The organism is Verrucomicrobium sp. BvORR106 (genome assembly GCF_000739655.1).
Lineage (GTDB): Bacteria > Verrucomicrobiota > Verrucomicrobiia > Verrucomicrobiales > Verrucomicrobiaceae > Verrucomicrobium.
In genome coordinates this window covers 24,727-46,361 of record NZ_BATR01000103.1, presented here as the reverse complement: position 1 = coordinate 46,361, position 21,635 = coordinate 24,727, and the positions used below count along the sequence as shown (strand labels likewise).

Below are 21,635 nucleotides of genomic sequence, written 5' to 3'. Positions count from 1 at the left end.
TCAAGCTCAGGCTTCCACCAGCTGCCGGCCAAAGACATTGCCCCGCACCTTGAGATCCTGCACGGCGGCCACGATCTTGGCGCGGTCCATTTCATGAACCTCCAGCTTGCTGCCGATTTCCGGCACGAGGGTAATGGTGAGCTCACCGCCCAGATGCTCGCGGAACTCCTCCAGCCCCGCCAGAATGACGAGTTCGCCTTTGGCGGTGCGCTCCAGCAACTGGGGTGCGAAGGTGGCAAAGCCCACCTGCTCGATAAGGGCCAAGATGCGTTGCGCCGTAGCTTCCTCCAGAATCCCTGCTTTCACGGAGTACAGGAGATCCACCGCCATGCCGATGGCAACAGCCTCGCCATGATGAATCTGAAAATTCGACACCTGCTCCAGCTTGTGGGCCACCCAATGACCGAAGTCGAGCGGCCGCGCCGAGCCGTATTCAAACGGGTCGCCGTTGGTCGTGATGTGTTGCACATGCTGGGCAGCGCTGGCCCGCACAGCCTCCTCCACCACATCTTGGTCCAGGGAAGCCAGCTTCTCAGCGTTGTTCTCCAGCCAGAGGTAGAATCCTGCATCACGGATCAAGGCCACCTTGATGGCTTCGATCAATCCGCAACGCCGTTCCCGCTCCGGCAGGGTTTCCAAGAAGGCAAAATCATTGACGATGGCGTAGGGCACGGAGAAGGACCCCACCCAATTCTTCTTGCCGAAGAAGTTGACCCCATTCTTCACCCCCACTCCGCCGTCCCCCTGGCTCAGCGTGGTGGTGGGAAAGCGCACATGACGGATGCCCCGATGGGCCGTGGCCGCAGCGAAGCAAACCAGATCCAGTGCTGCCCCACCGCCGACGACAAACACCTGAGAATGGCGGTCGATGCCCGCATCATTGATCTGCTGCCAGCACTGTTGCACCAGATCGAAGTCATTCTTGCACGGTTCGCCACCAGGGATGATCACACCAGGAGCGGCCAGCACAAAAACATCAGCATGGGCGGCAGCATAGCTCTCGATGTCCGCGAGCAAGGTCGGATTGGCGTTAGCCACGTGACTGTCCACAAAGGCGATGGCCTTCGTCGGACGTCCTCCCTCCCGGGCGGATTGAAGAAGCTCGCGCAAGGTGAGATTCTCCTTGTCAAACACGTGCCGTGTAAACAACACACGCTGCGTGTACTCCACGTGGAACCGGTTTTCTAACATCTAACAGTGTCTTTCTGGGAGGGTGATGAAGGGTGGATATCTACGCTTACGTGGCCGCGATCTTTCTCTGCCACAGAAGCAACAGCGGGAAGGACAGCGCGAACAGGAGGGTAAACGCGGGAGCCGTCAGACCGACAGCCAGCCCATCTACAAATACGATTCCCGCCAGCAAAAGGCCGACGGCACGTCCGATGTTTGACGGAGGAGGCGTCCGCATGAGCCTCAGGGCCTTCCTTACGCAGAGGATGACGGGCAGCATCGCAGCCAGGGCCACTGCATGCGTCCACTGAGGTTTTTGGAAATAGGCGACCACAGGCTGCTGGGTGGCCAGGATGCCCGCGGTGACCAGGACCGGCAGGCCCAGGCCGAGGTAACCGACCATGCGCTGCCAGCCACCGGCTTGGGTGGGGCGGGATTCGTGTCGCGCGATCAATGTCACCCCGACAATGTAGCCGCCCAAGGCAACGGCCCGCAAGATGACCGCAAGGTCTGCCCGCGGATCCAGACCGCCGGTCACGGCTGAGGCGGCAGAGAGCACCAGCAAGGTGCGGCAACTGCCCATGACGAAGACCGACCCTGCCCAGGGCTTGTGATAGAAGTCGTAAGCCAGAATGGCCAGCACCAGCCCCCCGACCAGCCAGGGACAGGCCCCAGCGCCCAAGATGAAAGCTCCCGCGCCGACAAACATCATCCCAAGACCCACCAGCCAGACCAAACCTGCCGAGACCCGGCCTGAGGGGATGGGACGCTCCTTGCGGTGCTCCCGGTCAAACTTCACATCCGCAGCGTCATTCAGGATCATGCCGCCGGTGTACAACAACGATCCCCCCAACAGAAGCCAGCCGAGCGCAGCATAGTTCTGCCCACCACCCGCCAGCAGCCACCCCGCCAGGACGTTTGTCCAGGCAGTCGGCAGATTGGAGATGCGGGCCAGTTCCAGCCAGGGGCGGAGCAGTTTCATGAGGGATTCACCAAAAAAAACGGGCCGGTACGTTCGTGAGGCGTGACTCCGACGTCAAGGGCAGGTAAATCCTATGTCACATTGGCGGAAGTCCATACATCCCCATTTCGTCAGTTGCTCGATACACAAAACAGTTAATCTATACCTTCATATGACCTCGACACCTCCCGGATATCAGCAGAACCCCGCTCCCAAAAGCAGCGGCAAGAAATGGGTCCTCTTTGGCTGTGGCGGTTGCCTCGGCCTGATCGCGCTCGGCATCGCCGGCGTCGTGGGCTTCGTTTTTGTCGTTCTGGGTGCTATCAAGCAGACCGATGCGTACAAGATCGCTCTGTCCAAGGCGCAGAACTCCCCCGCCCTTCAGGCGGCCATTGGCACACCCATCAAGGAGAACTTCTTCTCCCCGATGGGCTCCGCCAGCACCAACAATGGTGCGGGTGAAGCCAACATCATCCTCACCCTGGAAGGTACCAGCGGCCGCGCCGCCGTGGTCACCGCCACGGCTTCCAAGCCCGCAGGTGGCGAATGGCAGTTCAGCGTGCTGAACGCCAAAGTCGCCCCGAGTGGTCCTGACATCGACCTGCTGACCGAGGGCCAGCCTGCCGATCCCGCTGCCGCTCCGGCCACGGCCCCAGCCACGCAAAACTAGCAACAGGCCTTTCCGGCCATCCATCTAGTTTCTCGAATCCGCCCCTGCCAGAGGTCACGCTGGCAGGGGTTCTTTTTTTGCGGCACGCTCCTGCCTCCCCCACCAGAGGGTCATCGCCGTAGCCACGAACAACAGCGGCAGAATGGCGAAGTTGACCGTGCTCCATCCATAATGCTGGAGCACCGGGCCCGCGGCCAGCGTGGCCCCCGCCGTGGTGGCGTAGCGTAGAAACTCCGACACGCCTTGGGTCTTGGCCCTCTCCGAGGGACGATACGATTGCGCCTGAAGCGTGCTGCCGCCGACGAACATGAAGTTCCACCCCACCCCGAGAGCAAAGAGCGCCGCATAAAATGCAGGCAAACTCGTCGATGACACCGCTGCCACAACACACGCCACATTCAGAACTCCCCCAGTCAGCAACAGAGTGAGCAGTCCGAACCTGCGGATCAGCCACCCCGTGATGAGCGACGGAGCGTACATGCCTACCAGATGCCATTGAATGATGCTGGCCCCATCGTCAATGCTATGGTGACACGACACGGCGGCCAGAGGCGCAGCCGTCATCACAAACAACATGGTGACCGAGCCGATCACGTTGTTGGCCATGGATGCCACAAACACCGGCTGCCGGACAATGACCGCCAACGAACGTGGAGGCCCTCCATTAACAGCCTGCGCCCCACCGGACTCAATCGAATCGCCATCGCGATAGAACGCCCACAACAACCCTGCGGCCACCAATCCCAACAGGGCGACCATCAGGTATGCCCCGGCAAACAGGGCTGAGGGAATCAGGTCCTTGCTCCAGGCCGCGAGCGCAGGCCCGAGGATGGCCGCCAGCACCCCGCCGGCCAACACCGTCGAAATAGCCCGACTCTTGGCCTCAGGCTCCACAGCGTCAGCGGCCGCCAACCTGTAATACAGAGCGAACGCTTGGTAAACCCCCACGCCTGCCGTGCCAGCACAGAAGAGCCAGAAGCGGCCTTCCATCACTGCCCAGACGGACACCCCACCACCGGCGGCTCCGATGAGAGCCCCCAAAGTGAAACCCAACCGCCTGCCGAGCCGCTGGAGGAGGAAGGCGGCAAAGTACGACACCACGGCCCCTGACACGGTGATCATGGCGAAGGGCAGCGTGGCCAGGGATTTGTCCGGCGCCAGCTCGTATCCCGTCAGCCCCGTGAGGGTGAGGTCGATGGAGATGGCGCAGATGTAGAGAGCCTGACAGACCGCGAGGAGCCGGGCATTGCGACGATTGGGAGAGCTGGCGTTCATGGTTGACTTCCCACCTTTGCCCCAAGAGACTTCTGTCCTAAACGACATAAATCCCACATTTTACGCCATGAGCAGAAAGGTGACCTTCTTCATCTTCCCCCAGTTTCAACTGCTCGACCTCAGCGGTCCGCTCTCGGCGTTTGATCTGGCTGAGCGCGCCTGCCCTGGCAGCTATGCGACCGAGGTGGTCTCTGAATCTGGGGGCTTGGTGCCCAGTTCCGCTGGCCTTCAGGTGGTCTCCCTCCGGGCGGACCTCGCCGCACCGGATACGCTCATCATCGTAGGAGGCCGGGGTGTCCATCAAAGCTGCATCACCCCGAACTCATGTGCCAGGCTTCAGCGCACGGCGGAGAAATCACGTCGCGTGGCCAGCGTTTGCACCGGAGCCTTTTTGCTGGCCCGCATGGGGCTGCTCACTGGTCGCAAAGCCACCACCCACTGGCGGCATGTCGGCAGGTTCAGGACAGAACACCCGGACGTGATGCTGGACGACGACCGCATCTTCATCAAAGACGGCCCGGTCTGGAGTTCCGCTGGCATCACCGCCGGCATCGATCTGGCCCTCGCACTCATCGAGGAAGATCTGGGAGCCACCGTATCCAAAACCGTGGCCCGGGAGCTGGTCATGTCCCACCGCCGCCTGGGCGGGCAGTCCCAGTTCTCCGCCATGTTGGATCTTGAACCTGAATCCCATCGCATCCGTGATGCGTTGACTTACGCCCGGGAACACCTCGCAGAAGACTTCCCCATAGATGCCATGGCCGCTGCGGTGGGCCTGAGCACCCGTCAGTTTGGGCGCGTCTTTCTCGCGGAGACCGGACAGACCCCAGCCCGTGCTGTGGAACGGCTTCGAGCCGAAGCCGCCCGCCCCCGAATCGAGGACGGCGATGAACCTCTAGAGCACATCGCCGCTAGCGTAGGATTCGGCCAGGCGGAGCGAATGCGCCAGGCCTTCGTCAAACTCTACGGCCAAAGCCCGCAGGCGTTGAGAAGACACATGCGGAGAGGAATGCCCTAAATTATGAATTAGGAATGAGGAATTATGAATTGGGCCGCACAGGTTGGAGGCATCTGCGGATGTTTGATCCTCAATTCATAATTCAAAATTCCTAATTCATCATTCTGTTCAGGCAAAAATATCCTTCACCACCTCCCCGGCCACGTCCGTGAGGCGGAAGTCGCGTCCGGCATAGCGGTAAGTCAAGCGCTCGTGATCCAGGCCCATCAGGGCGAGGAGCGTGGCGTGCAGGTCATTCGTGTGCATGCGACCATCGACGGCCTTGATGCCCAGTTCATCCGTGGCGCCATAGGTGAAGCCTTTTTTCACGCCTGCGCCGGCAAGGAACATAGAGTAGCCGGTGATGTTGTGATCACGACCATCCTGGCCCTGCGCCGTGGGAAGACGTCCGAATTCGGAGCCAAAGAGCACCAGGGTGTCATTCAGCATGCCACGGGCTTCCAGGTCAGACAACAACGCCGCCGTCGGCTGGTCGATGGAGGCCGTGCGATCCAGCAAGCCTTTGTGCAGGTTGTTGTGGTGGTCCCAGCCACCCTGGCAAATTTCCACGAACCGCACGCCTGCTTCACTCAGACGCCGGGCCATGAGGCACTGGCGCGCAAATGAGCCCGCCGCGCCGTCTTTGATGCCGTAGGCATCGCGGATGTGCTCCGGCTCCTTGGAGATATCGAGCAGTTCCGGCACTTTGTCCTGCATGCGGAAGCCCAGTTCGTAGGAGGCGATGATGCCATCCACCGGATCCGGGGATCCCGCCTGACGGGCGAAGTCGCGATTCATTCCCTGAATCAGGTCGAGCTGCTTGCGCTGCAACTTCGCGGCGGAGGCGGCTTTGAGATTCGGCAAGTACCCTTGGTCCGTGATGCGGGTGCCCTGATAGTGAGCAGGCAAGAAAGCGCTGCCATAGTTCACGGCACCGCCAAAGTTCGGCGGCGGGTTGATGGTCACGTAGCCAGGCAGATCCTGATTGTCAGTGCCCAGACCGTACAGCAACCACGATCCCATGCTGGGCCGAGTCAGTGCGGCATTGGCACTGCCAGTGTGCAACTGCACCACCGCCTGCGGGTGAGCCGGGGTGTCCGTGTGCAGTCCGCGCAACCAGCACATCTTGTCCGCGTGCTTGGCGATGTTCGGCAGCAACTCCGAGAAGTAGGTGCCGGTCTCACCATATTGTTTGAAGCGGAACTTGGAGGCCGTCACCGTGCCGCCCCCGGGACCCGACTTGCCATTGCTGCGGATCAGCTCTGGCTTGTAGTCGAAGGTGTCATGCTGAGACATGGCCCCTTCCATGAAGATGAAGATGATGCGCTTGGCCTTGGTCGGCAGCACCGGGGCCTTGGGAAGCAGCGGCTGCTCCACCGCGGCAGATGCCTGGGACTTCAGCGCATCCTGGCCAAGCAGGCCAGCGAGAGCAAGATAGCCAAACCCCGCGCCGCTGGAGCGAAGCACCGTGCGGCGGGACAGCTGGGGAGATTGAGGAGAACGGAACATGGTAACTAGAATTGGGGAAGCTTGTTAAATGGATGGAGGCACTTCAGATGAGGAGAAAGGTTAGGCGTTAAGGGTTAGATGTTAGAAGTGGGACCGCTCCCGGGAATTGCCTCGCAGCTCATAACCCATAACTTCTAACCCTCACCCCTCTCCCCCATCACCTCACGAAACGGAACTCAGCAGAGGCGTAGAGGGCCTGCACCAGGTTGAGCCATGCGGCGGTTTTTGCGTCAGGGGCCACCACCGCTTCATCCACCACCACCTGGTCGGAGCGGTCCACATTGTCAGGGTTCTCGGGTACAACGGGCGGCTTGGCGGCCGTCTCGTCCGTGGTGCTGGTGTCAGAGCTTTCCCGGACATCCGCCTGGGCGAGCACTGGAGCATCGCCAAGCTCTGCCTGGTAGGTGGACTCATAGTCCGCCAGGAACTGCTCGGCACGGGCTGCCTCGACATCGCTGGGGGAGCGCCCCAGAGTCAGGAGGTAGATCTGACGCACCCAATCACCAGCGGTCCTTGCCGTATCTCCGGCCGCCTTGCTGGCCAGGGCGAGTGCTTCCTTCCTCACAAAGGGTGAGTTCAGCAGGTACAACGCCTGGGTGGGCACCGTGGTGGCATCGCGCTGGCCGGTCACCAACGTCTGCTCAACCGGGTCAAAGGCCTGTAGGTTCCCCGGAGTCACGCCGCGGAGCAGCGGCAGATAGACACTACGGGAGAGGCTCTTGTCTGCGGCGCGATGAATCGATGCCGCCTCGGCGCCGTTGTCCCGCATCTCAATCATGCGCAGTTCCTTGGCCGCGGAGGCTTCAGGCTTGGGCTGGATCTGACCGGAAGTGACAAGCAAGGTGTCCCGAATCTCCTCCGCCGTGAGACGACGGGGGGAGTGACGCCAGACCAGCCGGTTCGCGGGGTCAACTTCACGATTGGCATCGGGAGCATCCACCCCCAGCTGATAGGAGCGGGACAGGACCACGCGGCGCACGAGCTTCTTGAGCGACCAGCCATCACGGACGAACTCCTGGGTCAGGTAGTCAAGCAACTCCGGATGGGAGGGCTGACCGCCATTGATACCAAAGTTGTCCACCGTGTTCACAATGCCGGTGCCGAACAGGCTCTGCCAGACACGGTTCACGATGACACGCCCCGTGAGAGGGTTGTTCGCGCTGGTGAGCCACTTGGCCAGTTCCAGACGACCGCTCTGCTGGGGATTGATGGGCTCCGTTCCCGGGACCTGGAAGGCGCTGAGGAAACCACGCGGCACCGTTGGCCCCAGACGTTCTGCTTCACCGCGGATGCGAACTTCTGTATCCGCCACGGTCTTGGCGTCACGTACGCCGTGAACGGCATGACCGCGGGCGGCAGGATCCGTCAGGGCCAGCAAGTCGCCCTGAAGGCGGTCAAACTTCAGGCGGAAAGCGCGCTGCTTGGGCTGACCGTTGGCTCCGCGAGCCAGGCCTTCCGGAGTGCCGCGGATTTTGTCCCAGGCTTCTTTGGCCTCTGCGACCTGCGCCTTCAGCTTTTCCACGTCCCCTTCCGGCACCGGAGGTGCGTCAGAGGCGAGCTTCACCAGCATGGCTGGATCATAGTAGTCCAGGCCGCCGCCGCCCATCTTGTTGCGGACACCGGCGCAGTGGTCGGTGCTCGTGAAGATGCCTGCGAGGGCGTAGTAGTCCGTCACCGGAATGGGATCAAACTTGTGATCGTGGCAACGGGCGCAACTCACCGTGAGCCCCAGGACCGAACGGGTCACGGCATCGATCTGCTCGTCCACGTTGTCCATGGTAAAGCGCACCTTGAAGCGCTGATTCACGTCCTTCACCCCAAGGGCGAGGAAACCGGTGGCCGTCAGCAAGCGGTCACGCTCGGTGGATGACTCCGCTGGCAGGAGATCTCCTGCGATCTGCTCCCGGATGAACTGATCATAGGGAATGTCACGGTTCACCGCATCCAGCACGTAGTCCCGATACTTCCACGCATGAGGATAGGGGATGTTGCGGGAGGGTCCGGTGGATTCGCCATAGCGGGCCACATCCAGCCAGTGACGTCCCCATTGCTCAGCAAACTGCTGGGACTGCAGCAAGCGATCCACCACCTTCGCGAAGGCATTGTCCGATGAGTCCTTCAAAAAGGCATACACGTCCTCCGGCTTGGGCGGCAGGCCGGTGAGATCATAAGTGACGCGGCGGATCAAGGTGACCTTGTCCGCATCGGCCACCGGGGAGAGCTGCTTTTCCTCCAACTTGGCCAGGATGAACTGGTCAATGGTATCGCGTGCCCACCCCGTGTCTTTCACGGCTGGCACCGCCGGAGCCTTCAAGGGCTGCCAGGCCCAGTGTTCCGCTTTGAGCTTGTCGTACTCTGCACTGGCGCGACCGATGGACGCAGGGATACGCTCCCGAGGCCACGTTGCGCCATCCTTGATCCACTGGGAGAGATCGGCAATCTGGGTGTCGGTCAGCAGTTCACCCTCCTTCGGCATGACCTTGGCATGATTCCGCTGCACCCGGGTCAGGAGCAGACTCTTGTCGGGATTTCCTGGAACCACGGCCGGACCTTCGTCGCCGCCCATGATGAGGCCATTGCGATCATCCACTCTCAACCCGCCGGCGGGCTTGGTCTCCGCAGAGTGGCAGGTGTAGCAATGATTGACGAGAATGGGACGAACCTTCTTCTCGAAGAATTCCAGCGACTGGTCCTGTCCAGCATCTGGTGCGGGATTGGCCAGCAAAGATGGGGCGGCAAGCCCGGCAACAACCGACACAGCACCCACCGTGCGACGCAGCAAGGCGGCATGAGTTCCAATAAAGTCTTGTAGGAGAGAGGGATGGAATGAGGGCTCCATGGAAGTAACTGGGGAATGGCAATGCGATGCGAGGAAGCCTCACCAGCCAGGGCAAACGAGAGATGGGGCCATCTATGGCCGAAGCGCTTGCTTCGACTCCACATGCCTGGCCCGGGAAACAGTCATCCCGACGTAATTGGTGGTGTGGCGGCAAATGCCTGCGAGTAACTCCGGACGACCGGTCAGTGCTCTACATGACATCGGAGGTGCATCCCATTGGTTGGGTCAGCCCTGCACATGCTAGTTCTAACCCAATACCACACTCAGTCAATGGGAATTAGGGAGAATTGATCCGAAAACTGTCTTTTTCGTCAAAATGGCTCCGCGTTGCTCAGAATCTTCCTCGGTCAGTAGGCACAAAAAAGCGGAACCCGCCGTGCAGGTTCCGCTTCCAGAAATATCAGATCGTTGGGACTCCCCTTAGATGAGGCCCAGTTCCTTCACCGCATCGCGCTCTTCCTTGAGCTCGTTGATGGTGGCGTTGATCTTGCCCTGGCTGAACTCGCTGACCGGTACGCCCTGCACGATCTCCCACTTGGAGCCGTCCATGCGGATCGGGAAGGAAGTGATGATGTCCTTCTCCACGCCGTAGCTGCCATCGGAAACGACGGCCACGCTGGTCCAGTCGCCCGCCGGGGTCGGCGTCACGAGGGACTTCACGGTGTCCACCACCGCGTTGGCGGCGGAGGCGGCGGAGGAAGATCCACGGGCCTTGATGATGGCCGCACCACGCTGCTGCACGGTGGTGATGAATTCGCCTTCGAGCCAGGCCTGATCGCTGATCACTTCGGTCACAGCCTGGCCTTTGATTTTGGCGTTGGTGAAGTCAGGATACTGGGTCGCGGAGTGGTTGCCCCAGATGGCCAGATTGGTCACATCCGTGGTGTGCACGCCAGCCTTCTGAGCGAGCTGGGACTTGGCGCGGTTCTCGTCCAAACGCGTCATGGCGAACCAGCGCTCAGCCGGCACTTCCTTGGCGTTGTTCATCGCGATGAGACAGTTGGTGTTGCATGGGTTGCCCACCACGAGCACGCGCACATCGGAGGCGGCGTTCTTGGCGATCGCCTGGCCCTGGCCCACGAAGATCTTCCCGTTGATGTTGAGCAGGTCCTTGCGCTCCATCCCGGCTTTGCGCGGCACGGAACCGACAAGCAGAGCCCAGTTCACCCCACGGAAGCCTTCGTTGAGGTCGGAAGTGGGGGTGATGCTGTGCACCAGCGGGAAGGCGCAGTCATCGAGCTCCATCACCACGCCACCGAGGGTCGGAAGAGCGGGTTCGATTTCAATCAGCCTGAGGGCCACCGGTTGATCCGGGCCAAACATGGAACCGGAGGCGATGCGGAAAAGCAGGGAGTAGCCGATCTGGCCAGCCGCTCCGGTGACAGCAACAGTGATGGGAGACTTCATAGAGAGCCCACACCAAAGCGAAGCCGGAGCGGAACGCAAGGTCCGCCGGGAAAATTTGACGTTCCCGTGTCCGGGAAATCCCAATTTACCCTCAAGGGGAAGTGACGGTCCTCACTTGCCTGCGATCACCCGGGCCCACTTCTCGGCCTTCTGGGCAAAGGTCAGCTCCGGCTCGGCATAAAGAATGCCACGTGAGACATTCACCACGGAAGGCGCCGTGCGGGCCGCGCCATGAAGCGCGGCGATGTCCCCACCCTGGGCTCCCAACCCGGGAATGAGCAAAGGCACATCGGGAATGCGGGCCAGCGTTTCCGGCGTGGCGTTGGTCAGCCCCAGCACCAGACCGGCTTGGGGATGCTGGGCGGTCATCTTGCCCACGAGCTCAAACACCTGTCCCCCACCCAGTAAGGTTTGCAGTTCAATATCGACTGCTCCCGGATTGGAGGTCACCCCCAGAAGATAGATGCCCTTGTCCTGATAATCCAAGAACGGCTCCAGGGTGTCCCGTCCCATGTACGGATTGAGCGTGACGGCGTCAGCGCCGAGGATGTCGAAACAAGCCTTCGCGTAGTACCGCTGGGTCTCGCCAATATCGCCGCGCTTGGCATCCAGGATCACCGGGATGTCCTTGGGGATGAGGGCGATCGTTTCCTGAAGGAGCTTCATCCCCTCCCAGCCCAGCGCCTCAAAGTAGGCCGAGTTGGGCTTGTACACCGCCGTGTAGGGAGCCGTCTGAGTGATGACGTCCGCGATGAACGCCCGGGCAGCGTCGTCTGCCTTCTCCAGGCGGATGTCCAAGCCGACACAGAGGCCGGATCCGGTAACTGCGATGCGATGGCGGAGCTTATCGAGGTAGGTCATGTCTGGAAGGAAAGGACCGCTAGATTAGCCACAGAGACACAGAGGGCACAGAGAATTTCAGGATTTTAGAATCTCAGTTCCAATTCCCAAAACCTCGGTGCCCTCTGTGTCTCTGCGGTTAATTCAATTTCTTCGACTACCCCAGAATTCCCTTCACCACCTCTCCGTGCACATCCGTGAGGCGGAAGTCCCGCCCCTGGAAGCGGTAAGTCAGCCGCTCGTGATCAAAGCCCAGCAGGTGCAGGATGGTGGCATTCAGGTCGTGCACATGCACCCGGTCCTGGGTGACGCCGAAGCCCAGCTCATCGGTTTCACCGTGAAGGCAGCCGGGTTTGACCCCGCCACCCGCCATCCACATGGTGAACCCTTCGATGTGGTGGTCCCGGCCGACCGTCTGCCGCACCTCCCCCATCGGCGTGCGTCCGAACTCGCCGCCCCAGATCACCAGAGTGTCCTTCAACATGCCCCGCTGTTTCAGGTCCATGACCAGCGCAGCAGCGGCCTGATCCACTTCATCGCACCGCTGCTCCAGGGCATCGCTCAGGTTGTTCTTCTGGTCCCCGTGATGATCCCAGTCTGTGTGATAGAGCTGCACGAACCGCGTGCCACGCTCAACCAACCGGCGGGCCAGCAGGCAGTTGGTGGCAAAGCTGGGCTGCCCCGCCTTCACCCCGTAGAGATCCAGGGTGGAGGCAGACTCCTTGCTGAGGTCCATCAGTTCCGGGGCACTGGTCTGCATGCGGGCAGCCATTTCATAGGCGTTGATGCGCGTCATGATCTCCGGGTCCCCCACTTCATCCAGACGGCTGCGATTCAGCGCCGCCACCGTGTCATAGAGTTTTCTCTCCCGACCCGGGGACATACCCTGAGGGCTGCGCAGGTTTAAGATGGGATCTCCGCTGCTGCGGAAGGGCACCCCTTGATAAGAGGTCGGCAGGAAGCCGCTGCTCCACAGGGAGTTCCCACCACGCGGACCACGGGGTCCGCTCTGCAGCACCACAAAGCCGGGCAGATCCTGGGACTCGCTGCCCAGTCCGTAAGTGAGCCAGGCTCCCAGGCTGGGTCGCCCCGGCACCTGAAATCCCGTGTTCATGAAGAGCTTGGCCGGGCCGTGGTTGAACACATCCGTGCTCACCCCGCGCAGCCAGCACACGTCATCCACGATCTTCTGGTGGTGAGGGAGCAGTTCGCTCAAGGTCATGCCGCTCTGCCCGTACTGCGCAAACTTGCGGTTCGAGCCCAGCAACGTCTCGTTGCCTTTCAGGAAGGCGAACCGCTTGCCTGCCATCAAACTGGCCGGAGGGGCTTGCCCGCTGAACTCACGAAGACGCGGCTTATCGGAAAACAGTTCAAACTGGCTGGGACCGCCGGCCATGAAGAGGAAGATCACATTCTTGGCCGTCGCGGCCTGAGGGGCGGCCCGCGGCGACATCGGCTTGGCGGGATCAATCTTCAAGCTTCCCGGGGCCATGGCTCCGAATCCGTCCTGCTGCAGCAGGTGATTCAATGCCAGGGAGCCGAGGCCAATGCCACAGCGACCGAGGAAATGACGTCGCGTCTGGTCGTGCACCATGCGGCGTTCCGTCTCGGCGAGCAGTTGTGGAGTGCAGTGATTCATGAGCAGGTGATCAAAAGGTTGGCAGATTCAGGAATCACTCCCGGGTGACAAAGGCGTCCGTATTCAGGAGGGCACGGGTGACACCGACGAGGGCGGCGGCTTCTGCCAGGGCCACGTTGTCAGGCAGCGGAGCCGGCCCCCAGGTGGCCTCAGCCGCAGCGCGGTCTTTTCCATACTCGCCCAGCAGATCGGTAGAGAGCCTCTGCAGCAGCTTCAGTTCTTCCAGGGAGGGACCCCGGCCGTAGGCGAGGCGACAGGCGAGCGCTATCCGCCCCTCACGGAGTCCGGCATAGACCGGCCCCGGCAGCTCCTTGCAGAGCCGGGCCGCCATGGCACGCGCCATTTCCACAAACGCCTCGTCATTAGCCACCGTCAGTGCCTGGAGGGGCGTGTTGGATCGTGACCGCCGGGTGCAGACCTGCTGAAAGTCCGGCGCATCAAAGGTGGTGAACAGCGGATGCGGGGCGCTGCGATAGAACAGCGTGTACATGCCGCGCCGGTAGCGATCCGGTCCCACGGCGGTGACCCAGTTCTTCTTGTTCTGGGTAAAGGAATACACGCCCTCCGGCTGAGGCGGCCGCACGCTCGGCCCGCCCACCGCCGGGTTCAGCAGACCACTGGCGCAGAGTCCGGCATCACGAATGATCTCCGCTTCCACCCGCACGCGCTCCTGTCGTGCCAGCAAGAGGTTCCGCGGATCCTTTTCCGCCAAATCAGGACGGCTGCGAGAGCTCTGCCGGTAGGTCGCGGAGTTCACCACGAGCCGATGCATGGCCTTGAAGCTCCATCCCTGACGGATGAACTCCCCCGCCAGCCAGTCCAGCAGCTCCGGATGCACCGGAGTGGAGCCCTGGGAACCAAAGTCCTCCTCAGTCTCCACAATCCCGCGACCGAAATAGTGCATCCACAGGCGGTTCATCGTGACCCGGGGAGTCAGCGGGTTCGAGGGATTCACCAACCAGCGGGCCAGATCCAGACGGTTCTTCAAGGAGGCCTGGCGTTGAGATTCCGGCATGACCGCCTGCACTGCAGCAATCACCCCGGGCTCCAGCGGTCCGAGCTTGTTGTCTGGACGCAGGAAATCCCCCCGCTGGAAGAGGAAGGTCTGCCGTGGCGTGTCCAGATCCTTCATGATCATCAGCTCCGCCGTGTCACCGGTGGCACCCGGCTTGGCCTTCTTGGCCGTAGTGGCGGGTATGTTTGGAACCTTGGCCACCTGAGGCACCGACTTGGGCAGGTCCGGCACGACCTCCACCACATCCAGGGCAAAACGCCCCACGAGATACTTCTCATTGAGATCGTGATGGAGCTTCACCTCCAGCTGCTGACCGTCCAAAGACACCGGCTGCTCCAGGACGAACACTGCGTCGTGATCCGCATTCATCTTGGCTCCGTTGGCCGAGCCTTTTGCCACATTGATCGCCCAGCCGGTTTTGGCGTCGCCATCCGCCGCCGCTTGGGCGGGATAGTTCGGCTGGAAGTGGTCCGAAGAAGCCAGCTTGATGGGCAATTCTTTTCCGCCCAGGCTGACATCAAAGTCGGTGAGCACAAAGTTGCCATTCCCCGCCAGGCCTGGACCTCCCTTGGGCAGGGATTCATGAGTCAACACGCGGAGACGCACTGCCGCGACTTTCTTCAGGGCGCTTTTCACCACGACCCGATAGGTGTCATTGAAGGATCCACCACCGTCCGCCAGGAGGGAGTTGTCCGGCAGCAGCTTGAGGCCGGCATTGGCCGTAGTGTCGTATTCCACATACTCGACCGGCTGCCACTTCAGGCTGGCGAGACGGGTGTGAATGACATCCGGGCCCGGCGCTTGCGAGCTGGCTGGAGCTTTGTCGTCCTTCGCCAGTGGCGCAGGCTGCGGGCTGACCTTGACGGGCTTGCCAAAGACCTCCCCTTTCCCCACTTCCATGGAGGCCCCTTTGTTGTTCACGTCCGTGCCCTGATTGAAGAACGCATACATGCGGTAGTAGTCCTCATGCGTTATGGGATCGAACTTGTGGGTATGACACTGGGCACAGCCCACGGTGAGCCCCAGCCAGACCGCCCCGGTGGTGTTCACGCGATCCATCACCGCTTCGACGCGGAACTGCTCTGGGTCGGTACCACCTTCTTCGTTGATCAGCGTGTTCCGGTGGAATGCAGTGGCGATGAGCTGGTTCCTGGTCGGCTTGGGCAACAGGTCTCCTGCCAGTTGCTCAATGGTGAAGCGGTCGAACGGGAGGTCGTCATTGAGGGACTTGATCACCCAGTCCCGGTAAGGCCACATGCCACGCTCCCCATCGATGGTGTACCCATTGGAATCAGCGTAGCGGGCTTGGTCCAGCCAATGACGACCCCAGCGCTCCCCATAATGAGGACTCTCAAGCAAGCGGTCCACCAGTCGCTCGTAGGCCAGTGGATCGGCGTCTTTCTCAAACGCCCTCACCTCCGCCGGGGTGGGCAGCAGCCCGGTCAGATCCAACGAGACTCTCCGGATCAGCGTGGCCCGGTCTGCCTCAGGCGATGGTTGAATCCCCTCCTTCTCCAGTCGGGACAAAATGAACCGGTCCACTCCATTGCGAGACCAAGCCTCGTTCTTAGGGGCTGGAGGCGGAGTCTGCCGCAGCGGCAAGAAGGCCCAATGCCCTTCGTATTCGGCCCCCTGCTCGATCCAGCGGCGGATCGTGGCCACCTGTGCCTCGGTGAGAGGCGGCTTCTTGGCCTTCGGCGGAGGCATCATCTCTGATCGATCATGCGAGAGCAGACGCACCATCACCTCGCTTTCATCAGGCTTGCCGGGAACGATGGCGCGATTTTCCAGAGCTCCCTCGCGAGTGTCCAGCCGGAGATCCGCGTCGCGGGTCTTGTCATCTGGCCCGTGACAGTGAAAGCACATGTCAGAAAGGATGGGGCGGATCTGCTCATTGAACCGTACCTTGCCCGACGGCTCCGCCGCGCCAGCCAAGTGCAGTCCAGGAAGGGCCAACATGGCCATCACCGCACCCACCAGCATGGCAGGAAGGTGACGACGACCAGGAGATGGGAGAGTGCGGATCAACATGGTGATTACTCCCCAAACTTTCTGACCATGGGACATATCTCACAAAAAATTGTCCTTCCGCAGCCCAGCCCCTGAACTAGGAAGAAATCGCCGGAATTCTCGTGAGAATGGCATCAGCCCCTGAAATACTAGGGCAATGGCTGAGGTCCCGCCAACCACGCTGAATGAAACCATCCAGGCCGTCCTGAACGGCAATGCCGATGCGTTTCTCACCATCGTTCATGCCTACCGCCCCTCCCTGCGGGCCTATCTGGCAAGCCAGATGTACCATCTGGATGACGTGGATGATGTGGCCCAGGAGACTTTCATCGCCGCCTATCGCGGGCTCCCCAAGTTTCGGCGCGACCAAGATCTTGGAGCCTGGCTTCGCGGCATCGCCCGCAACAAGCTGCTCAAGTACTTTGAGAAATCGGGCCGCCGGCACGATGCCCTGGAAAAGTTTCGTAAAGACGCCTCCACCTTCCTGGCCAAAGACCTGGACGAAGAGGCGGGACGCACCGGGGCGGCACAGCTTCAGGCCATGCTCGGTTGCATTCACAAGCTGCCTGAACGCATGCGCCAGGTCGTGCGGGGCTGGATGGATGGTGGGAAGTCGACCGCGCTCGCTGAGGAGATGCAAACCACCGTCGGTGCCGTGTACCAACTGCAATATCGAGCTCTGAAACTGCTGCGCGAATGCGTGGAAAAGGAGGTTGCCAGTGAATCCTGAATCAACATTTGAAAAAGACCTCCAAGACGCCCTCATCGCCTGGCAGGAGGGCTCTCACGGACTCAACGAGGAGCGGACTGCCGAGCTTCTGCAACGAGTGCGTGATGACGAGCCCTTCCGCACAGCGCTGGCCCAGCAAGTCTGGACCTTGACTCAGGCCCGGCTTTCTCAAGCCCCGGAACCCCGCTGGCTTGAATTGAGCGAGGTCCTTGGCATCGAAAACGCAGGCTCAGGCAACTCCAATGAAGACGAGGAGTTTGACGCTACTTTGCGCGCCGCCCTTCATGATGAACCCTCGCTTCAACCAGTCCAAGGGGCAGCGAAGTGGCCTTGGCTGGGGCTTGCCGCCACGATCGCTGTGGCCGGATTTCTGACGTTCTACATGACCATGCGTCCGACCGGTCCGGAAGGAGACCTGCGCAAGTCTCCTCCCTTGGCCGTTCTGGTGCAGGTGGAGGCTGCCCAAGGGGGCGGCACTTGGGGATCACAGCCGCCAGCCAGCGGCATGAACCTCACGGCCGGTCCTCTGGTGCTGAAGTCAGGCCGGTTGAGCCTCATGTTCGCCAGCGGGGTCGTGCTGCATGTGGAAGGACCAGCCAAACTCGACCTTCTCACCGCGGATCGCGTCCTCTGCCACGATGGTCGCGTGCGGCTGCGAGTGCCCAAAGGTGCTGAAGGGTTCTGCATTGAAACCCCCGGCGGGGCCGTGACGGATCTGGGCACAGAGCTGGGGGTCTCCGTCGGGAAAGACGGCAACACCCAGGTGGCCGTGTTTGAAGGCGAAGCCGAGGCCTCCCTCCGCATCCCAGGTCAGGAAGGCGTACGCACGGAACTCCTCACCGCTCAACAGTCCGCCAAGTTGATCCCCTCCACGGGCGAGATCCTCACCACAACGCCGGATCCTGCCGGATTTCTGCCTGCCACGGAGCTTCACGTTCCCCCGCTGCAACTTGCCGCGGGGTACGAGGAAAAGATCATCGCCTCCCGCCCGGTTCACTACTGGCGGATGGACCGCCTGGAGCAGGGATTGATCCCGAACGAAGTCACTGGTGCCCCTGCACTGCGCCTCGTGGGCGGCGTCCGTCTCGAACCCGCTTCGCCCGAATCTCCCACCGCGCGAACCGTCGGCCATTTGGGGGGCAAGACGAACCCAGGGGCCATGTCCGCCGTTGAGCCCTGGCTGGCACCAGGTGCTGCCCATGCGGTGGAGATGTGGTTTGCCAGTACCACCACCGAACAAATGAGCCTCTTCGCCCTGACGACTGGCAAAGCCCCGAACGATCACCTGGAACTGCTGGAACTGGCCGTGCGCCAGCCCGGCCGGAGCCCACGCCCAGGAATTGTCCGCTACCTCACCCGCTGGCCCGCTGGCAGCGGCGGCGGGATCAACATTTACACTGAGCCCAAGTTTCTTCCCTATCAGTGGCACCACCTGGTAGCCCAACAGACGAACGGGAAGATGGAGCTGTACCTGAATGGCCATCTGGTGGGGAAAGCTGAAGCCGATCCCTTCGCCCCGGAGATTCCCTGCACCATCCAGTTCGGGTGCCTCCGGTACAATGAAGGACGAGCTCCGGGGCAGCTCCAGCGGCCCTTCGCTGGCAAAATGGCCGAGGTCGCGATCTACGACCGACTGTTGACGTCCGAGGAGATCCAAGCACGCGCCGCGAGCGTTCGCTGAATCCGCGGCGCTTTGCCATCAGGACCCACCGTTGATTTCATCCCGCTCCCCTGCCCCGCCATCAGCGGGCAGGGGTTCCCTGGCAAAAGTGCGCCAAATACCACCCCAGCTCGCTTTTGACTTCGCCGGGCATTTGAGGTACAACCGCCCTCCCATGTCAGCGAAGCGACAATACTTTGGTACCGACGGTGTGCGAGGAGTGGCCAACAAACACCCCATGACGCCGGAATTCGTCATGCGCCTGGGTCAGGCGGCTGCCAAGGTGCTTGGCCAGGGGGCATCCCGCAGAGGTGCCCGCCCCTGCTGCATCGTGGGCCGTGATTCCCGCCTCTCCGGAGACATGCTGGAGGCGGCCCTCGTGGCAGGTCTCAACTCCATGGGGGTGGATGTGCACCTGTGTGGACTGGTCCCCACTCCGGCAGTGGCGCTGATCACCCAACAGGAGGGAGCCAGCTTTGGCGCGGTCGTTTCCGCCTCCCACAACCCTTTCTACGACAACGGCATCAAGTTCGTGGGCGGTGACGGCTACAAGCTGACGGATGACGAGGAACTGCTCATCGAGGCCGCCATGTCAAATGAGGCTCTGCTGGCCAACCGACCGCACGAGACCGCCATCGGCCGCACCCACGTGCTGCAAGGATCCGCCGAGCGTTACATCGCCCACGCCATGGCTTCCATGCAGAGCCGCCGGCTCAACGGCATGAAGATCGCCCTCGATAACGCGAACGGGGCCGCCTCTTTCACGAGCACGGAGACGCTGAAGCGCCTCGGTGCCGAGGTGATCCCCTTCCATTCCTCCCCGGACGGAGCCAATATCAACCTTCATTGCGGGTGCACCCACCCGGAGATCATTGAGGCCCTCGTCGCCCAAACGGGAGCCCAGGTCGGCGTATCCCACGATGGGGATGCCGACCGCGTGGCCCTGTGTGATGAACTGGGCCAGCGCCTCAGCGGTGATGAACTGATCGCCATCGCCGTGGTCTCCATGCTGCGCAAAGGCACCCTCCGCGAGAGCACTGCCGTGGTCACCACCATGAGCAATTACGGCCTGGACGATCTCGTCACGGGCATGGGTGGCAAGGTGATCCGCACCGACGTGGGCGACCGCTACGTGATCGCCGCCATGCGGAAACAGGACCTCAACTTTGGTGCCGAGGAAAGCGGTCACATCGTCTTCCGCGATCACGCTTCCACCGGGGATGGCCTCATCGCCGCCCTCCAGATCCTGAAGATCATGGCCGAGACGGGCGAGCCGCTGAGCGAACTCCGCAAAGTGCTCTCCCCCTTCCCCCAGGCCAAGCGCAACCTGCGTGTGAAATCCAAGCCGGCCATTCAGGAACTGGAAGCCGCCAATGCTCTTATCATTCAAACCGAGAAGAAGCTCGGCCGCCTCGGCCGCGTGCTGCTGCGCTACTCCGGTACCGAGCCTCTCATCCGCCTGCTCATCGAAGGTCGCGATCCCGAGTACATCGAGGATCAGGCTGGCAAGATCGCAGCGGCGATTCAGGAGCAGATTGGGGTGTGAAGTGAAGGTTAAGCGTTAGAAGTTAAGGGTTAAGTGCAAGAGGCGCTGAAACTGCCGAATCAGCGCTCTTCACTCATAACCCATAACTTCTAACTCCTCACTCTTGCCTCACTTCTTCATCGCCACGATGACTCCGCCCGCCAGGGTCAGCGCCAGTCCCAGCACCTGCACGGGATTGATGGCCTCTCCCAGGAGCATCCAGGCGAGGCCGACGGTGCCGAGGGGGCCGATCATCCCAATCACCGCAAAGGCCTGGGCACCGGCGCGCTTGAGCCCGATGCCGAACAGGTAAGAGGGTATAACCGTCCCCGCAATGGCCAGAGCCACCCCGCAGCCATAGGCACCTGGAGGCAGTTTTAAGATGGCCCCCGGTGGATGCGTGAGCACAAAGTGAATGAGGACATAGAGGCAGGAGAAACCCACCACGCAGGAGGTGAAGCGGATGGGACCGATTCGCGAGATCATTTCCCCACTGAGCAGGACGAAGATAGCATACGAGATCGCACTGCCGAACACCAGCAGCGCTCCCAGCCAAGTCTCCCCACCTGCTTTGGCACTGGCCTCCGCATAGTAGCCGATCAAGATGCCGAGGTAGGAGAGCAACATGGCTCCCGCTACGCCCCACTTCAACGGCTTGCGCAAGATCAACACAGAACCCAGCAGGACAATGGACGGATAGGTGTACAAGATCATCCGCTCCAAGCCCACGCTCACGTGCTCCAGGCCCATGAAGTTGATGACGGAGGAGAAGTACCATCCGCAAAATCCAACTAAGGCCAGTCGAGCCCAGTCGCGACCCGTGAGCGGCTTCACATGCTTGCCAGACGAAGCCCAGATGCCACCGATCAGAAAAAACGGAAAGGCCATGGCCATGCGCAGCGCCAGTGTCGTGACGGCATCCAGCCCATAGCGGTAGGCCAGCTTCACGAACACGGCTTTAGAGCAGAAGAACAGCGAACTGCCAGCGACGATCAGAAAGGTTAGAAGCGAGGATTTGAAACTGCGGGACATGGGTCAATGGGACAAGGGAAAGCAATGCGAAACTGGGGCATGAAAACAAAAACGCCCGAGGCTGGGAGCGTCGGGCGGGTAGAGAAGAGAGAAGCCTGGCAGGCACCTAGCCTGCTGCTGGATCCGGGAAAATCGCGCCACTTAATGGCTTACGTTTCAGTCATCCAGCGCGTCACTTGACCACCGCGCCCTTTGGCTTGAGCAGCCAAAGCCAGCGGTGTTGCCATTTAGGGCGTGTGACGACGGGAGACATTCAGGAGATGAACTGGCCACTGGATACGGCTGAAGAGACGGAGTGCAAGTGAAATGAAAAGTGGCATCGGCTTCCAGCCGGTGCGTGCTACTGGCGTCCCGCC

15 protein-coding genes are annotated in these 21,635 nt (G+C 61.4%); 5 read left to right on the top strand and 10 right to left on the bottom strand.

The window, feature by feature from the left end:
* Positions 1-6 precede the first annotated feature (6 nt).
* A complete protein-coding gene (locus BV106_RS18200; protein ID WP_038167056.1) occupies positions 7-1,191 on the bottom strand; it encodes a 3-dehydroquinate synthase in 1,185 nt (394 codons plus the stop codon).
* A gap of 46 nt (positions 1,192-1,237) precedes the next feature.
* Positions 1,238-2,152 (bottom strand): UbiA family prenyltransferase, encoded by a 915-nt coding sequence (locus BV106_RS35840; protein ID WP_051946021.1) that lies wholly within the window; start codon positions 2,150-2,152, stop codon positions 1,238-1,240.
* A gap of 151 nt (positions 2,153-2,303) precedes the next feature.
* Here BV106_RS35840 and BV106_RS35835 point away from each other — a divergent pair, with 151 nt between their 5' ends.
* Positions 2,304-2,801 carry a cytochrome c oxidase assembly factor Coa1 family protein gene (locus BV106_RS35835; RefSeq protein ID WP_051946020.1) on the top strand — a complete coding sequence of 166 codons (498 nt, stop codon included), beginning with the start codon at positions 2,304-2,306 and terminating at the stop codon, positions 2,799-2,801.
* 54 nt (positions 2,802-2,855) lie between these two features.
* On the opposite strand, the gene BV106_RS18185 is transcribed toward BV106_RS35835, so the two are convergent.
* A complete protein-coding gene (locus BV106_RS18185) occupies positions 2,856-4,076 on the bottom strand; it encodes an MFS transporter (protein WP_038167053.1) in 1,221 nt (406 codons plus the stop codon).
* Between the two features lie 67 nt (positions 4,077-4,143).
* Here BV106_RS18185 and BV106_RS18180 point away from each other — a divergent pair, with 67 nt between their 5' ends.
* Positions 4,144-5,094: a DJ-1/PfpI family protein gene (locus BV106_RS18180; protein ID WP_038167051.1), complete on the top strand. Its 951-nt coding sequence runs from the start codon at positions 4,144-4,146 to the stop codon at positions 5,092-5,094.
* A gap of 108 nt (positions 5,095-5,202) precedes the next feature.
* On the opposite strand, the gene BV106_RS18175 is transcribed toward BV106_RS18180, so the two are convergent.
* The 6 genes from BV106_RS18175 to BV106_RS18150 form a co-directional block, all read right to left on the bottom strand.
* On the bottom strand, positions 5,203-6,582 hold the full coding sequence (locus tag BV106_RS18175) for a DUF1501 domain-containing protein (RefSeq protein WP_038167049.1): 1,380 nt from the start codon (positions 6,580-6,582) through the stop codon (positions 5,203-5,205).
* A 157-nt stretch (positions 6,583-6,739) separates the two neighbouring features.
* The gene (locus BV106_RS18170) at positions 6,740-9,421 is read right to left on the bottom strand and encodes a PSD1 and planctomycete cytochrome C domain-containing protein (protein WP_038167047.1); all 2,682 of its coding nucleotides are present in this window, start codon (positions 9,419-9,421) and stop codon (positions 6,740-6,742) included.
* A gap of 420 nt (positions 9,422-9,841) precedes the next feature.
* The gene (locus tag BV106_RS18165) at positions 9,842-10,828 is read right to left on the bottom strand and encodes a malate dehydrogenase (RefSeq protein WP_038167046.1); all 987 of its coding nucleotides are present in this window, start codon (positions 10,826-10,828) and stop codon (positions 9,842-9,844) included.
* A gap of 111 nt (positions 10,829-10,939) precedes the next feature.
* Positions 10,940-11,689 carry an orotidine-5'-phosphate decarboxylase gene (pyrF, locus tag BV106_RS18160; protein WP_038167045.1) on the bottom strand — a complete coding sequence of 250 codons (750 nt, stop codon included), beginning with the start codon at positions 11,687-11,689 and terminating at the stop codon, positions 10,940-10,942.
* Positions 11,690-11,825: 136 nt separating this feature from the next.
* Entirely contained in the window at positions 11,826-13,262 is a 1,437-nt protein-coding gene (locus tag BV106_RS18155) for a DUF1501 domain-containing protein (RefSeq protein ID WP_038167088.1), read from the bottom strand.
* 79 nt (positions 13,263-13,341) lie between these two features.
* On the bottom strand, positions 13,342-16,353 hold the full coding sequence (locus tag BV106_RS18150) for a PSD1 and planctomycete cytochrome C domain-containing protein (RefSeq protein WP_265595817.1): 3,012 nt from the start codon (positions 16,351-16,353) through the stop codon (positions 13,342-13,344).
* Positions 16,354-16,489: 136 nt separating this feature from the next.
* Between BV106_RS18150 and BV106_RS18145 the strand changes: the two genes are divergently transcribed.
* From BV106_RS18145 to glmM, 3 genes are all read left to right on the top strand, one after another.
* The gene (locus tag BV106_RS18145; RefSeq protein WP_051946019.1) at positions 16,490-17,062 is read left to right on the top strand and encodes a sigma-70 family RNA polymerase sigma factor; all 573 of its coding nucleotides are present in this window, start codon (positions 16,490-16,492) and stop codon (positions 17,060-17,062) included.
* Positions 17,052-18,743 carry a LamG-like jellyroll fold domain-containing protein gene (locus tag BV106_RS18140; protein WP_038167044.1) on the top strand — a complete coding sequence of 564 codons (1,692 nt, stop codon included), beginning with the start codon at positions 17,052-17,054 and terminating at the stop codon, positions 18,741-18,743. Before BV106_RS18145 ends, BV106_RS18140 begins: the two co-directional genes overlap by 11 nt.
* Positions 18,744-18,897: 154 nt before the next feature.
* On the top strand, positions 18,898-20,268 hold the full coding sequence (gene glmM, locus BV106_RS18135) for a phosphoglucosamine mutase (protein ID WP_038167041.1): 1,371 nt from the start codon (positions 18,898-18,900) through the stop codon (positions 20,266-20,268).
* A gap of 108 nt (positions 20,269-20,376) precedes the next feature.
* On the opposite strand, the gene BV106_RS18130 is transcribed toward glmM, so the two are convergent.
* A complete protein-coding gene (locus BV106_RS18130) occupies positions 20,377-21,279 on the bottom strand; it encodes a DMT family transporter (protein ID WP_051946018.1) in 903 nt (300 codons plus the stop codon).
* Between the last annotated feature and the right edge of the window lie 356 nt (positions 21,280-21,635).